The sequence below is a fragment of the Pseudomonas sp. AC112 genome (assembly GCF_979253545.1).
This window is the reverse complement of record NZ_CEEDCM010000001.1, coordinates 1-15,775: the sequence shown is the minus strand read 5'-3', so window position 1 is coordinate 15,775 and position 15,775 is coordinate 1. Positions and strand designations below refer to the sequence as shown.

Annotated in this window: 8 protein-coding genes, 2 tRNA genes, 2 rRNA genes and 3 pseudogenes; 12 read left to right on the top strand and 3 right to left on the bottom strand. The window is 58.4% G+C overall.

The features are described from left to right. Positions 1-77 precede the first annotated feature (77 nt). The 5 genes from AC0IYN_RS00075 (at position 78) to mrdA (ending at position 5,868) form a co-directional block, all read left to right on the top strand. Positions 78-154 (top strand) — tRNA-Ile (locus AC0IYN_RS00075). 30 nt (positions 155-184) lie between these two features. Next, positions 185-260 (top strand) — tRNA-Ala (locus AC0IYN_RS00070). Between the two features lie 249 nt (positions 261-509). Continuing rightward, positions 510-3,401, top strand: a 23S ribosomal RNA gene (locus AC0IYN_RS00065). A 157-nt stretch (positions 3,402-3,558) separates the two neighbouring features. Beyond that, positions 3,559-3,674: ribosomal RNA gene (rrf, locus tag AC0IYN_RS00060) — 5S ribosomal RNA — on the top strand. 301 nt (positions 3,675-3,975) lie between these two features. After that, a complete protein-coding gene (gene mrdA / locus AC0IYN_RS00055; RefSeq protein ID WP_471840097.1) occupies positions 3,976-5,868 on the top strand; it encodes a penicillin-binding protein 2 in 1,893 nt (630 codons plus the stop codon). Here mrdA and AC0IYN_RS00050 read toward each other — a convergent pair whose 3' ends face one another. Further along, positions 5,869-6,270, bottom strand: a complete 402-nt coding sequence (locus tag AC0IYN_RS00050; RefSeq protein WP_406597939.1) for a GFA family protein — start codon at positions 6,268-6,270, stop codon at positions 5,869-5,871. A 98-nt stretch (positions 6,271-6,368) separates the two neighbouring features. On the opposite strand from AC0IYN_RS00050, the gene AC0IYN_RS00045 reads away from it, so the two are divergent. Continuing rightward, on the top strand, positions 6,369-6,836 hold the full coding sequence (locus tag AC0IYN_RS00045; protein ID WP_406597938.1) for an SRPBCC family protein: 468 nt from the start codon (positions 6,369-6,371) through the stop codon (positions 6,834-6,836). Between the two features lie 43 nt (positions 6,837-6,879). Here AC0IYN_RS00045 and AC0IYN_RS00040 read toward each other — a convergent pair whose 3' ends face one another. Then, entirely contained in the window at positions 6,880-7,467 is a 588-nt protein-coding gene (locus tag AC0IYN_RS00040; protein ID WP_457267368.1) for a hypothetical protein, read from the bottom strand. Positions 7,468-7,615: 148 nt separating this feature from the next. On the opposite strand from AC0IYN_RS00040, the pseudogene AC0IYN_RS00035 reads away from it, so the two are divergent. Further along, positions 7,616-7,948, top strand: a pseudogene (locus AC0IYN_RS00035) (sigma factor); the annotation flags it as partial. Between the two features lie 101 nt (positions 7,949-8,049). Further along, a pseudogene (locus AC0IYN_RS00030) lies at positions 8,050-9,321 on the top strand (TonB-dependent siderophore receptor); the annotation flags it as partial. Between the two features lie 40 nt (positions 9,322-9,361). On the opposite strand, the gene AC0IYN_RS00025 reads toward AC0IYN_RS00030, so the two are convergent. After that, a complete protein-coding gene (locus tag AC0IYN_RS00025; protein ID WP_406597936.1) occupies positions 9,362-11,605 on the bottom strand; it encodes a TonB-dependent receptor in 2,244 nt (747 codons plus the stop codon). Positions 11,606-11,800: 195 nt separating this feature from the next. On the opposite strand from AC0IYN_RS00025, the gene AC0IYN_RS00020 reads away from it, so the two are divergent. The 4 genes and pseudogenes from AC0IYN_RS00020 to AC0IYN_RS00005 all read left to right on the top strand — a co-directional run. Further along, the gene (locus tag AC0IYN_RS00020) at positions 11,801-14,158 is read left to right on the top strand and encodes a DNA polymerase II (protein ID WP_471840096.1); all 2,358 of its coding nucleotides are present in this window, start codon (positions 11,801-11,803) and stop codon (positions 14,156-14,158) included. Between the two features lie 70 nt (positions 14,159-14,228). Beyond that, complete coding sequence (locus tag AC0IYN_RS00015) at positions 14,229-14,807, top strand: GNAT family N-acetyltransferase (RefSeq protein WP_471840094.1); 579 nt, start codon at positions 14,229-14,231, stop codon at positions 14,805-14,807. Positions 14,808-14,819: 12 nt separating this feature from the next. Then, positions 14,820-15,452, top strand: a complete 633-nt coding sequence (locus tag AC0IYN_RS00010; RefSeq protein ID WP_406597933.1) for a glutathione S-transferase N-terminal domain-containing protein — start codon at positions 14,820-14,822, stop codon at positions 15,450-15,452. Between the two features lie 164 nt (positions 15,453-15,616). After that, a pseudogene (locus AC0IYN_RS00005) lies at positions 15,617-15,775 on the top strand (DUF4174 domain-containing protein); the annotation flags it as partial.

The window sequence follows — 15,775 nt, the reverse complement described above, 5'->3', positions numbered from 1 at the left end:
CGACATCAGCTGCTCCATAAGTTCCCACACGAATTGCTTGATTCATTGAAGAAGACGATAAGAAGCAGCCCGAAATTGGGTCTGTAGCTCAGTTGGTTAGAGCGCACCCCTGATAAGGGTGAGGTCGGCAGTTCGAATCTGCCCAGACCCACCAATTTTGTGTGGGAAACGCCTGTAGAAATACGGGGCCATAGCTCAGCTGGGAGAGCGCCTGCCTTGCACGCAGGAGGTCAACGGTTCGATCCCGTTTGGCTCCACCACTACTGCTTCTGAAAGTTATGAAAGCTTAGAAATGAGCATTCCATCAGGTTGATGGTGAATGTTGATTTCTAGTCTTTGATTAGATCGTTCTTTAAAAATTTGGGTATGTGATAGAAAGATAGACTGAACGTTACTTTCACTGGTAACGGATCAGGCTAAGGTAAAATTTGTGAGTTCTCTTAGTTGAGAAATTCGAATTTTCGGCGAATGTCGTCTTCACAGTATAACCAGATTGCTTGGGGTTATATGGTCAAGTGAAGAAGCGCATACGGTGGATGCCTTGGCAGTCAGAGGCGATGAAAGACGTGGTAGCCTGCGAAAAGCTTCGGGGAGTCGGCAAACAGACTTTGATCCGGAGATGTCTGAATGGGGGAACCCAGCCATCATAAGATGGTTATCTTGTACTGAATACATAGGTGCAAGAGGCGAACCAGGGGAACTGAAACATCTAAGTACCCTGAGGAAAAGAAATCAACCGAGATTCCCTTAGTAGTGGCGAGCGAACGGGGACTAGCCCTTAAGTGGCTTTGAGATTAGCGGAACGCTCTGGAAAGTGCGGCCATAGTGGGTGATAGCCCTGTACGCGAAAATCTCTTAGTCATGAAATCGAGTAGGACGGAGCACGAGAAACTTTGTCTGAATATGGGGGGACCATCCTCCAAGGCTAAATACTACTGACTGACCGATAGTGAACTAGTACCGTGAGGGAAAGGCGAAAAGAACCCCGGAGAGGGGAGTGAAATAGATCCTGAAACCGTATGCGTACAAGCAGTGGGAGCAGACTTTGTTCTGTGACTGCGTACCTTTTGTATAATGGGTCAGCGACTTATTTTCAGTGGCGAGCTTAACCGAATAGGGGAGGCGTAGCGAAAGCGAGTCTTAATAGGGCGTCTAGTCGCTGGGAATAGACCCGAAACCGGGCGATCTATCCATGGGCAGGTTGAAGGTTGGGTAACACTAACTGGAGGACCGAACCGACTACCGTTGAAAAGTTAGCGGATGACCTGTGGATCGGAGTGAAAGGCTAATCAAGCTCGGAGATAGCTGGTTCTCCTCGAAAGCTATTTAGGTAGCGCCTCATGTATCACTGTAGGGGGTAGAGCACTGTTTCGGCTAGGGGGTCATCCCGACTTACCAAACCGATGCAAACTCCGAATACCTACAAGTGCCGAGCATGGGAGACACACGGCGGGTGCTAACGTCCGTCGTGAAAAGGGAAACAACCCAGACCGTCAGCTAAGGTCCCAAAGTTATGGTTAAGTGGGAAACGATGTGGGAAGGCTTAGACAGCTAGGAGGTTGGCTTAGAAGCAGCCACCCTTTAAAGAAAGCGTAATAGCTCACTAGTCGAGTCGGCCTGCGCGGAAGATGTAACGGGGCTCAAACCATACACCGAAGCTACGGGTATCACGTAAGTGATGCGGTAGAGGAGCGTTCTGTAAGCCTGTGAAGGTGAGTTGAGAAGCTTGCTGGAGGTATCAGAAGTGCGAATGCTGACATGAGTAACGACAATGGGTGTGAAAAACACCCACGCCGAAAGACCAAGGTTTCCTGCGCAACGTTAATCGACGCAGGGTTAGTCGGTCCCTAAGGCGAGGCTGAAAAGCGTAGTCGATGGAAAACAGGTTAATATTCCTGTACTTCTGGTTATTGCGATGGAGGGACGGAGAAGGCTAGGCCAGCTTGGCGTTGGTTGTCCAAGTTTAAGGTGGTAGGCTGAGATCTTAGGTAAATCCGGGATCTTAAGGCCGAGAGCTGATGACGAGCTAACTTTTAGTTAGCGAAGTGGTTGATGCCATGCTTCCAAGAAAAGCTTCTAAGCTTCAGGTAACCAGGAACCGTACCCCAAACCGACACAGGTGGTTGGGTAGAGAATACCAAGGCGCTTGAGAGAACTCGGGTGAAGGAACTAGGCAAAATGGCACCGTAACTTCGGGAGAAGGTGCGCCGGTGAGGGTGAAGGACTTGCTCCGTAAGCTCATGCCGGTCGAAGATACCAGGCCGCTGCGACTGTTTATTAAAAACACAGCACTCTGCAAACACGAAAGTGGACGTATAGGGTGTGACGCCTGCCCGGTGCCGGAAGGTTAATTGATGGGGTTAGCTAACGCGAAGCTCTTGATCGAAGCCCCGGTAAACGGCGGCCGTAACTATAACGGTCCTAAGGTAGCGAAATTCCTTGTCGGGTAAGTTCCGACCTGCACGAATGGCGTAACGATGGCGGCGCTGTCTCCACCCGAGACTCAGTGAAATTGAAATCGCTGTGAAGATGCAGTGTATCCGCGGCTAGACGGAAAGACCCCGTGAACCTTTACTATAGCTTTGCACTGGACTTTGAATTTGCTTGTGTAGGATAGGTGGGAGGCTTTGAAGCGTGGACGCCAGTTCGCGTGGAGCCATCCTTGAAATACCACCCTGGCAACTTTGAGGTTCTAACTCAGGTCCGTTATCCGGATCGAGGACAGTGTATGGTGGGTAGTTTGACTGGGGCGGTCTCCTCCTAAAGAGTAACGGAGGAGTACGAAGGTGCGCTCAGACCGGTCGGAAATCGGTCGTAGAGTATAAAGGCAAAAGCGCGCTTGACTGCGAGACAGACACGTCGAGCAGGTACGAAAGTAGGTCTTAGTGATCCGGTGGTTCTGTATGGAAGGGCCATCGCTCAACGGATAAAAGGTACTCCGGGGATAACAGGCTGATACCGCCCAAGAGTTCATATCGACGGCGGTGTTTGGCACCTCGATGTCGGCTCATCACATCCTGGGGCTGAAGCCGGTCCCAAGGGTATGGCTGTTCGCCATTTAAAGTGGTACGCGAGCTGGGTTTAGAACGTCGTGAGACAGTTCGGTCCCTATCTGCCGTGGACGTTTGAGATTTGAGAGGGGCTGCTCCTAGTACGAGAGGACCGGAGTGGACGAACCTCTGGTGTTCCGGTTGTCACGCCAGTGGCATTGCCGGGTAGCTATGTTCGGAATAGATAACCGCTGAAAGCATCTAAGCGGGAAACTAGCCTCAAGATGAGATCTCACTGGAACCTTGAGTTCCCTGAAGGGCCGTCGAAGACTACGACGTTGATAGGTTGGGTGTGTAAGCGCTGTGAGGCGTTGAGCTAACCAATACTAATTGCCCGTGAGGCTTGACCATATAACACCCAAGCAATTTGACTACTCTAACGAGCATCAGATTGCGGTGTGTGAAGACGAAATGAACCGAAAGTTCGACGCTCACAAAACACCGAAAGATATCACATACCCAATTTTCTGAAGCGAGGCCATCTGGTCACGACTCAGTACCCGAATTTCTTGACGACCATAGAGCATTGGAACCACCTGATCCCATCCCGAACTCAGCAGTGAAACGATGCATCGCCGATGGTAGTGTGGGGTTTCCCCATGTGAGAGTAGGTCATCGTCAAGATTAAATTCCAGAACCCCTGTTTGCTAACGCAAACAGGGGTTTTGTTTTGGGCGGTCGAAAAGTACGTAGAGATTCATTGCCGTGCACTGCTGGTCAACATCGTCACCCATAACAGACCACTGAAGCGCCACCGAGCTCTTCCTCTACAATTTTCCTCATGAAAGCGATTCATGAACCTGCCGTTGGGCAAATGGATACAAAGTATTTCCGCATTTTTGGTATGGTGCAGCACATTTTCATAGGGACTGATCTTTCATCCGCAGGATGCGGCGTCGACCTTCTTCAACGAGATGCTGTAGAAATGCCTGAACCTATACCGATCAAGGATCACGAAAAAGAAAACCGCCTGGTCAACAAGCGCCTGCTTGCCTGCGCGCTGTTGGTTATTGGCATCACTTGCGCCCTGGTAGGGCGCATGTACTTCCTGCAGGTCGTGCAGTTCGACTACCACTCCACAATTTCCGAGAACAACCGCGTCCATGTACTGCCTATTACGCCGACGCGTGGGTTGATCTATGACCGCAACGGCGTCGTACTGGCTGACAACCGCCCCAGCTACAACCTGACCATCACCCGTGAACGCACCACCGACCTCAAGGGCGAGTTGGACGCCATCGTCAGTTTGTTGCACTTGCCTGCCGAAGACCGTGCTGTATTCGACAAGGCGCTGAAGCAAGCGCGGCACCCCTTCGTTCCTGTGACATTGTTTTACGAGCTGACCGAAGAGCAGATCGCGCTGCTGGCCGTGAATGAGTTTCGCCTACCGGGTGTGGACGTAGAACCGCAATTCGTTCGCCACTACCCCCTGGGCGCTCACTTTGCCCATTCCATCGGTTACGTAGGGCGGATCAACGAGAAAGAATCCAAAGCCCTCGACTCGGTGGAGTACCGCGGTACCCAGTCCATCGGCAAGACCGGGATCGAGCGCTTCTACGAGTCCGAATTGCACGGCCACGTAGGCTATGAAGAGGTCGAGACCAATGCCCAGGGCCGCGTACTGCGTGTGCTCAAGCACACCGATCCGATTCCGGGAAAGAACATTGTCCTGAGCCTCGACGTTCACCTCCAGGAAGCTGCAGAGGAGGCCTTGGGTGATCGACGCGGTTCGGTGGTTGCCCTCGACCCGCAGACCGGTGAAGTGCTGGCCATGGTCAGCAAGCCAAGCTTCGATCCGAACCTGTTCGTCACCGGTATCAGCTTCAAGGAATACGCCGCTCTGCATGACTCCATCGACCGGCCGTTGTTCAACCGTGTCCTCCGGGGCCTCTACGCGCCAGGCTCGACCATCAAGCCAGAAGTCGCCATCGCGGGCCTGGACAGTGGCGTCGTCACCGCCCAGACCCGCGTGTTCGACCCGGGTTACTACCAACTGCCGGACTTCGATCACAAATACCGCAACTGGAACCACAGCGGCGACGGCTGGGTAGACATGGACGCCGCCATCATGCGTTCCAACGACACCTACTTTTACGACCTGGCCCACAAGCTCGGCATTGATCGCCTGCACGACTACCTGGCTGAGTTCGGCCTGGGTCAGAAAGTGTCGCTGGATATGTTCGAAGAGTCAGCCGGCCTGATGCCCTCCCAGGCCTGGAAGCGCGCTACTCGCCGACAACCCTGGTTCCCGGGTGAAACCGTGATCCTCGGCATTGGCCAGGGCTATATGCAGGTCACACCGCTGCAATTGGCCCAAGCCACAGCGCTGATCGCCAACAAGGGCGTGTGGAACCGACCTCACTTGGCCAAGACCATCAATGGCGTGCCCCCCGTGGATGAAAACCCGATGCCCAACGTAGTCCTCAAGGACCCGCGTGATTGGGAGCAGGTCAACCACGGCATGCAGCTGGTAATGCACGACCCACGCGGCATTGCCCGCGCTGCCGCACAAGGCGCGCAATACCGCATCGCTGGCAAGAGTGGTACGGCACAAGTGGTCGCGATCAAGCAGGGCGAGCGTTACAACCGTGAAAAGACCCTGGAACGCCACCGCGACAACGCCTTGTTCGTCGGTTTCGCTCCGGCCGAACATCCGAAAATCGTGATTTCGGTGATGATCGAAAACGGCGAGGCCGGCGGTCGTGTTGCAGGACCGGTAGTGCGCCAGATCATGGACGCCTGGTTGCTCGACCAAGAAGGCCACCTGAAGCCGCAATACGCGACGCCGGCTAAACCACCCGGAGACCCGAAGGTCTAATCAGTTTTTCCACTCGTCCCACTGCTCTACCCCTTCATAGGCAAGCCAGGGCACCGCATGGGATGTCCAGATATGTGCGGTGGGCCTGATGCCTGGATCATCATCCAGCGTCGCCACCCGCACAATGACGTGAGGTTGGTGCCCACGCTCCGCCATCAGGTGCGAGCCGCAGCGCGAACAAAAATGCCTGAGCTTGCCTGGCGACGATTCGAATGACGCCAGCAGCGCTTCGCCCTGGGTCCAGCGAAAGTGCTCACGCATTACGCCCGCCGTCGCCACAAATGCTGCCGCATGTACTTTGCGACAGCTGTCGCAGTGGCAGTGGCTGATGGGCATGTCGAGGCAGTCCACTTGGTAGCGCACGCCTTTACAGAAGCAACTTCCATTCAACGGGTCAGTCATAACGTATAGCCGGTTCAAGGATGGGGTCATCATGATTGCTTACAACCCAAGGTTGCGCATTGTTTGATGTCGCCTACTGTCAATGGAGGAGGTGACTTATGCACGTATTAGATCGCATCGAACGAAAAGTCCTGCTCAACGCTTCACGTAAACAGGTGTGGGAAGCGCTCACCGATGCCGAGCAATTCGGCAGTTGGTTTGGTATCGCCCTCAGCGGCAAAACCTTTGTTGCCGGGGAAACCATCGAGGCGCCGATTACTTATCCCGGTTACGAGCATGTGATCTGGAAGGCCAGAATCGAACGCATCCTGCCGCAAACACTGTTCTCGTTCTGGTGGCACCCCTTCGCGGTGGAGGAGGGCGTCGACTACGAACAGGAAACCCCGACACTGGTGGAATTCACCATCGAGGACCGGGCACCGGGCATTCTGCTGCGGGTGGTCGAGTCAGGGTTTGACGCAGTGCCTGAAGCGCGGCGGCAGAAAGCCTTCAAGATGAATTCCCGTGGCTGGGACGAGCAGATGGGCAACATCGAAACTTACCTGAGCCAAGCCCGTCAAGCTTGACCGCAACGGGCATCAAACCTGATGCCCGCCTCGTTCTGCGAACTCAGCCTTCGTGAGCGGTGGTGATTTCCAGGGTGTCGGTGAACGTCACCAGCACACTTTGCCCGACCTTCAGGTCTTTGAGGCCGGCGCGAATCTCCGGTTTCTCCACATTCAGCACTTTCGTCGCACCGGCCGGATTCTCCAGGGTGACCTGGTTTTTCTTCAGGTCGATATGGGTGATCTTCAATTGCACCTGCACCTGGCGGAAGGCTGCACCGCCCGGGTTAGGGTTGTCGGCGGTGGCGCGGATTACACCGGTTTTTTCGCTGGCGTCCGGTGCGCTCTTGTCGACGTCGGTGTCCAGCACGGCAGCAACCGAGTGGGTGGTCAGCACCTTGACCTGGTCGCCGACCTTGAGGTTGCCCAAGTCCTTGGCGGCGTCGGTGAGTTGCACGTGCACCTCACGGCCCTCGGCACCTGCCAGCACTACCTGATGCTTGGTCGCATCCACCGCCAATACCTTTGTGGTGACTTCATCGGCTTCAAGGGATTTGGACAGGGGTATATCGGCGGCGTGGGCGACGAGGTTGCCAGCGGACAGAAGGACGGCCAGGGCAACCGCCTGGCGCAGGGAACGGGATGGCTTCATAGACAGGACTTCCTTGTGAGATGAGCCCTGAGTCTAGTGGAGGGTGTCAGATCCACAACCGGTGTTTTAGCGATTGCAATGTGCCAGGGTCTACACAGGTCATGAGATGAATTATCATTAGCGGCTGGCAGTTCGCGTGTCCACACCCATTGATCCCAAGGCTCTGCTGGCGACCCTCTATGACGACAACCATCGCTGGTTGCGTGCGTGGTTGTATCGCCAGTTGAAGTGCCCCCAGGATGCCGCCGACCTGACCCAGGACACATTCATCCGTGTGCTCGATGCGCGCCAACTCACTCAGCTTGAAAAGGCCCGTGCATTTCTCAGTACGGTTGCGCGCCGGCTGCTGTTCAGTTTCAGGCGGCGCAAGCGTCTGGAGCAAAGTTACCTCGATAGCCTGGCGTTGCTGCCGCAGTGCTACACACCTTCGGAAGGAGACCTGGCCTTGGTGCGTGAGGCCCTGGAGAGCATCGACCGTCTGCAGCTCGCGGAATGTGGCGGCCTGGCAACGGGTGGGCAGCCTGTTGCAACAACCGATTGCTGACCTGCAGCGGATCGAGGCGCACAGCCCTGGCCAACTGTGATCAATATGTGCTGGGCTATGACTTCTCCCACGCCTTCAACGACAACCTGGAGTTCCGCCAGACCGCCCGTTACACCGACGTCAACGACCGGTACAAAGGCTTTTACCTGAACCGCTTTGTCACCCTCCCGGACGGCAGCGTCGATGACACGCGCGCCACCCGCACCAAGCTTGACTGGCGCCAGCACAACTCGGCATACACCCTCGATAACAACCTGCAGTTCAAGTTCGCCACCGGGACTTTGGAACACACGTTGCTCACCGGTATCGACCACCGCCAGTTCACCCGCAAGTACCAGGGCTACAACCTCTACAACGCGGAAATCATCGAGCTGTACAACCCCAGCAACTACCACACCTTGGGGCAGCCCACCCTCACCACCAAGTGGGACAACACCATCAAGCAGACCGGCCTGTACGCCCAGGACCAGATCAAGCTGGACCGATTTATCCTCACCGTCGGCCTGCGTGAAGACTGGGCCGAAGTGGAGAACCGCGACCTGTTGGCCAATAGCACCCTCAGCCAGAAAGACAAGAAGCTCACGCGTCGTATCGGCCTGACCTACCTCACCGACTACGGCCTGGCGCCCTACGTCAGCTACGCCGAGTCGTTCTTCCCCAGCATCGGCAGCCAGGCGCCACAGCGCGGCGCGTCGGCGTTCAAACCGGTGGAGGGCGAGCAATACGAAGCGGGGGTGAAGTACCAGCCGAACGACAGTTCGTTGCTGACCCTGTCGGTGTACCAGATCAAGCAAAAGAACGTGCTGACCGGCGATATCGAGTACCCGGAATATCAGCTGCAGGAAGGCGAGGTGCGCTCACGCGGCGTCGAGTTTGAAGGCAAGACGCGGATCGGCCAGTTCGAAGTGATCGGTGCGGTGGCCTACATGGACTCGTTCTACACCAAGAGCAACGACGGGGATAAGGGCAACCGCAACGAATCCCAGGCTCCCTGGACAGCCAGTGGCTGGGTCGATTACCACTTTGCCGGCAATGCCCTGGCAGGCCTGACCCTTGGCGGCGGCGCCCGTTACACCGGCAAGAAGTACGGCGACTCGGGCAACACCTTCAAGACCCCATCGTTCGTGGTGTACGACACCACCCTCAGTTTCGACCTGGGCCGCGTCAGCCCCACCCTCAAAGGCGCGGAAGCGAGCCTGAACGTGCAGAACCTGTTTGATCGCGAGTACGTGTCGTCCTGCAACTGTGCCTTTGGTTGCTACTACGGGCAGGAGCGTACGGCGTCGCTGCAAGTGTCCTACGACTGGTGACGCCAAGTGGGTGGCGGCGAAGGCGGCCACCCGCGGGTGATCAGAAGTCCACAGTCGCCGACAGCTTGGCGACACGTGGATCGCCCTGGCTGAGGAAACCGCCCTGGGCCGATTCCCAGTACTTTTCGTTGGCGACGTTTTCCACGGTGGCACCGAGGGTGACATCACGCTGAGCCACCTTGAAGTTGTAGCGTGCGCCCACGTCGAACCGGTTCCACGCGGGCAGGCTCAGGTTGTTGGCGGCGTCGGCGTACTGGCCACCGGTGCGCAGCATGCGACCGTTGAGCGTCACGCCCTGCAGGCCGGGCACATCCCAATCCACGCCGGCATTGAGCTGGAACGAAGGCACACCGATCGCGCGGTTGCCGTCGTTGGCACCGTTTTGCGTGTCCTTGAGTTCAGTCTTCATGACGGTCACACCGCCCAGCAAGCGCAGGCCGCTGACCGGTTCGCCGAAGACATTCAGTTCCACGCCTTTATTGATCTGCAGGCCCTCCCGCACGTAGCGCGCTGTCGTAGCATCAATGACCTGAACGTAACCGGCTCCAGGCTGTTCGATGCGGTACACACCCAACGTCGCCCCATAGGTGCCCATGTCGACTTTTACGCCGGCTTCGATCTGCTTGGAGCGCGCAGGTGCAAACGCCTGGCCGCCACCGATGATCGTGCGGTTTCCCGAATTGACGGGAGACGTCGGGCCTTGCGCGAGGCCTTCGATGCGGTTGGCGTAGAAGGACACATGTTCCCACGGCTTGAACACCAGGCCGTAGACCGGTGTGGTGATCGACTCGTCATAGTTGGAGGTACGGGTGCCACTCATGTAGTTGTACCCCTGCACCACCATCTGCTGGCGGCGCGCGCCGAGCGTTATCAGCAGGCGGTCATCGAAGACGCCGAGGGTGTCGGACACCGCCGCGCTGCGCACAAAAGTCTTGGCGGTAATCGTGGGGTCGTTGAAGTCAGTGCCCGGTGTATTGCGTGGGTTGTTCAAGGTGGGTGGCGCACCGGTCACCGGGTCGTAGATATTGGTTGGGGTCGCTGTCGACGAGGCGTTGAACACATAAGCGTTGCGTGCCTGGGTCCAGATACCGGCCAGGCCGAAATTGAGTCGGTGGCTGACAGCGCCAGTCTGGAACTTGCCGTTCAGCCCCCCCATCAAGCTGCGGTTGTCTTCTTCGTGGGCAATGGTCGAGCGGCTCGCCAGGGCATTGCCAAGATTATCGGTCAGCGTCACCGACGAGTACTGCCCCATTTCACGTGTGTGCTTGGCCCCGCCTGCCGCGTAAACCGTCCAGTTGTCGTTCAAGTCGTACTCGGCGCGCAGCATGCCCAGGGTGTCTTCAAGGTTGGTGCTGCTCCAGCTCGGCGCGTAGTTGGTGTCGGCTGAAGGTGCATCCGGGACATGGGTGGCCGTGCCCAGGAACACCGAGTTGCGTCCGCCGTTGATGCGTTGCTTCTGATACACAAAGTCACTCGACAGACGCAACGCATCGCCGCGGTAGTCCAGGCCGACCGCAAACAGTTTAGAGCGCTGGTTTTCATCATCGATGCCGGTATCGCCTTCGCGCTGGGACAGGTTCACCCGTGCGCCAAAACGGTTGTCTTCACCGAAGCGCTGGCCAATGTCCAAGTGCTCGCCGACTCGGCCATCGCTGCTGATATCGGTGCTGAAGCGACGCAGCGGGACATCGTCGGCGCGCTTGGGTTGCAGGTTCACACCACCGCCGATCCCCGAACCGCCGGGCGTTACGCCATTGATAAAGGCATTGGGCCCCTTGAACACTTCTACGCGCTCCAGGGCGTCAGTGGAGATGATCTGGCGTGGCAGGATGCCGTACAGGCCGTTGAAGGAAATGTCGTCACCATTGAGCGGCAGGCCACGGATCATGAAGGTCTGCGCCTGGTTGGCAAACCCTGACGCCTGGCGCACGGACGAATCATTGAGCAGCACATCACCGACAGTCTCGGCCTGCTGGTCGCGAATCAACTTCTCGGTGTAGGAGGCCATACTGAACGGCACATCCATGATGTCCTGGTTACCCAGCACACCCAGCTGACCGCCGCGTGCCACTTGGCCACCGGCGTATACCGGGGGCAGGGCGCTTGGCGCGGGTGCGTCGGCGCTGATGTTGGTCGCGCCCAGTTCCAGTGTGTTGCCATCCTGACCGCTGTTCGCATCCTGCGGGGTGGCTGGGGTTGCAGCGTGAGCCGTGAGGCTCAGGGAGCAGCAAAGGGCGAGCAGGGTGGGGCGAAATGGCACAGCGAAGGGGGCACGGATGGGCATGGTCGATCCTGACGGTGAACCGTCATGTGAGGAAAAGGGCAACAGCGTTGCGCGTCCTCACTGCGCGGATACGACTCCGGCGCGAATGATAGTAATTATTATTAACGTCTTGCAACAAATTTATGAGATTCAGGTCTGCGCGCGCGGATGCCGAGTAGAATCACGCCCTGAAAGCGATTCCTGAGGTGCGGTACGGTGGATTTACAGCAGGGTTTTGTCCTGACCCGGCATTGGCGAGATACCCCGGCGGGCACGGAGGTCAGCTTCTGGCTGGCCACCGACCAGGGCCCGAGGTTTATCCGCCTACCCGTGCAGACTTCGGTGATGTTCATCCCCGAGGCCCATCGCAAGCCGCTGGATTGGCTGCTCAAGGGCGAGCGCGACATCGAATTGCGCCCGTTGCAGCTGTGCGATTTCCATCACCGTCCCGTGTTGGGCCTGTACACGCGCCAGCACCGCCAGGCGATGGACGTGGAGAAACGCTTGCGCGCTGCCGGGGTTGATGTCTACGAAGGCGACGTGCGCCCACCCGAGCGCTACATGATGGAGCGCTTTATCACCGCACCCGTGTGGTTTGGCGGCACGCCCGACGCCAGCGGCGTGCTCTGCGACGCGCAGATGAAGCCCGCGCCAGACTACCGCCCGCCGCTGAAACTGGTGTCCCTCGACATCGAGACCACCGCCCAGGGCGACCTCTATTCCATCGCCCTGGAAGGCTGCGGCGAGCGCCAGGTGTACATGCTCGGCCCGCCGAACAAAACCGACGCCGTCGACTTCAAGCTCGACTACTGCGACACCCGCGCCCAACTGCTCGAGCGCCTCAACGCGTGGCTCGCCCGGCATGACCCCGACGCGATCATCGGCTGGAACGTGGTGCAATTCGACCTGCGCGTCCTCCACGAACATGCCCAGCGCCTCAACGTGCCGCTCATGCTCGGCCGGGGCGAAGAACCCATGGCCTGGCGCGAACACGGCAGCCGCAACCATTACTTCGCCGCTGCGGCGGGGCGGCTGATCATCGACGGTATCGAAGCCCTGCGCTCGGCCACCTGGAGCTTCGAATCCTTCAGCCTGGAAAACGTCGCACAGACCTTGTTGGGCGAGGGCAAGGACATTTCCACGCCGTACCAGCGCATGGACGAAATCAACCGCATGTTCGCCGAGGACAAGCCCGCGCTGGCGCGCTACAACCTCAAGGACTGCGAGCTGGTCACGCGGATTTTCGAGAAGACCGAACTGCTCAAATTCCTGCTGGAGCGCGCCAGCGTCACCGGGCTGCCGGCCGATCGCAACGGTGGCTCCGTCGCCGCGTTTACCCATTTGTACATGCCGCTGATGCACCGCCAGGGCTTCGTTGCGCCGAACCTGGGTGACAAACCGCCCCAGGCCAGCCCCGGTGGCTTTGTCATGGACTCACGCCCCGGCCTCTACGAATCCGTGCTGGTGCTCGATTACAAAAGCCTTTACCCGTCGATCATCCGCAGCTTCTTGATCGACCCGGTGGGCCTGATCGAAGGCCTCAAGTACCCCGACGACAGCGAGTCGGTGGAAGGCTTTCGCGGCGCACGGTTTTCCCGTACCCGGCATTGTTTGCCATCCATCGTCGCGCGGGTTTCCGAAGGACGCGAAGTGGCCAAGCGTGAACATAACGCACCGCTTTCCCAGGCCCTGAAAATCATTATGAACGCCTTCTACGGCGTGCTCGGTTCGAGCGGCTGCCGCTTCTTCGATACGCGGTTGGCCTCGTCGATTACGATGCGCGGGCACCAGATCATGCGCCAGACCCGCGAACTGGTCGAAGCCCAAGGCTATGAGGTGATCTACGGTGACACCGACTCCACCTTCGTCTGGCTTGGCAGCGCACATGCCCAGGAGGACGCCAGCCGCATCGGCCGAGGGTTGGTGCAGCACGTCAATGACTGGTGGCGCGAGCATCTGCACACCGCGTTCGGGCTGCAAAGCGCCCTGGAATTGCAGTACGAAACCCACTTCACCCGTTTCCTCATGCCGACCATCCGTGGTGCGGAAGAGGGCAGCAAGAAGCGCTACGCCGGCCTGGTGGTGCGCAGCGATGGCAGCGAGGAAATGGTCTACAAAGGCCTGGAAACCGTGCGAAGCGACTGGTCGCCCCTGGCTCGCCGGTTCCAGCAGGAACTCTACCAGCGCATCTTCCATCGCCAGCCCCACCAGGACTACATCCGCGACTACGTGCGCCGTACCCTCAGCGGCGAGTTCGATGAGTTGCTGGTCTACCGCAAACGCCTGCGCCGCCGACTGGACGACTACGAACGCAACGTGCCGCCCCATGTGCGCGCCGCGCGCCTGGCCGATGAGTACAATGATCGCCTGAACCGCCCGCGCCAATACCAGTGCGGCGGCTGGATCAGCTACGTGATCAGCGTCAACGGCCCGGAACCCTTGGAAGTGCGGCAGGCGCCCATCGACTACGACCACTACGTCACCCGGCAATTGCAGCCGGTGGCCGATGCGATCCTGCCGTTCGTGAATGACGATTTCAGCACCCTGGTCGGTGGGCAAATGGGCCTGTTTTAAAACACTTGATTCGTGCGCGTAAGAGCCTGCACTCTCTGCCTCTGATGACCACCCAGACGGCGCAGCCCCCATGACCCAACTTACCCTGACCGGCACCACGGTCGAACTCCTGCCCCTGCAAAGGGAACACAAGGCCGCCTTGCTCGAGGCCGCGGCCGATGGCGAACTGTGGAACCTCAAGGTCACCAACGTACCGGGCCCGGACACCGTCGATAAATACATCGACACCGCCCTGGCGGGGCGCGATGCCGGCAGCGTGATCCCCTTCACCCTGGTGCGCCGCTATACCGGCCAAGTGGTCGGCAGCACGCGGTTCTGGAAGGTCGACCGGGTCAATCGCAAGCTGGAGATCGGCCATACCTGGCTGGCGCTGTCCACGCAGAAAAGCGGCATCAATACCGAGGCCAAGCTACTGTTGCTGACCTACGCTTTCGAAGTGCTCGACTGCGTGCGCGTGCAATTCACCACCGATGAACTCAACGAAAAGTCCCGCGCTGCGATCCTGCGCCTGGGGGCCGTGCAAGAAGGCATCGTGCGCCACGAACGCATCATGCCCGACGGCCGCAAGCGCAACTCGGTGCGCTTCAGCATCATCGATTCGGAATGGCCGCAAGTGAAGGCCACCTTGCAGGCCAAACTGCAACGCTAGGAGGAAAAGCCCATGTACACGCTCTATGGCATCGACGAATCCGGCTCCTGCATGATCGAAATTGCCCTGCAGCGCTGTGGGGTGCCGTGGCGGCGGGTAGACGCAGCCTCCTGGGCGGAGGGCGAGGGCAGTGACGAATTGGCCCGCATCAACCCGCTCAAACAGGTGCCCACCCTGGTGACCCCGGACGGCCAGGTGCTGACGGAAAGCGCTGCGATCCTGATCCACCTGGGCCTGGAATTTCCCGCCTCCCAGCTCTTGGGCGGCAACCGCGCGCAGATCATCCGCGGGCTGGTGTACATCGCCGCCAATTGCTACTCGGCCATCGGCATTATCGATTACCCGCAACGCTGGCTCGGTAACGTCAACGAAACCATGCAGGCGCAGCTTGTCACCGGCACCCGCCGCTACCTGCACCAGGCCTGGGTGGTGTTTGCCGATCAGTTTGCCGACCAGTTGTTTGCCGCCAACAACACGCCTAACGCGCTGGGCTTGATGGCGGCTGCAGTGTCGCGCTGGGACGAGGCACGGGAGGCGTTGAACGGCCTGGCGCCGGGCTTTGCCCAGGCACTGGCGCACGTGGATGCCGACCCCCTCGTGGCGCCCGTATTTGCTCGGCATTGGCCGGAGTGGAAGGTCTCATGATGTTTCCGCAATCAGTGGAAACAATGACACTCGCAGCCACCAAACCCTTGCGTAGCGGGCGTCCTGACCTACGCTTTCTTAAAGTGATGTAGGAATCATCCTTGAATTTGACTGTCGCAGACATGAAACTCAAGAACCCTGCATGGAATTCAAAGGAGGTGCGCATGCTCATCCGGTCGCTGACCCTGGCTACCTTGATGGCTTTTACGGGGCCGCTGTTGGCTGCTGATGATATCAACCCGCTCAAGCAGGACTTGGGCAAGGCCCGGCCGCTGGTGGTGGTGGAGCTTGATTCCGGCAACGACACCTTGGCGACCCTCAAG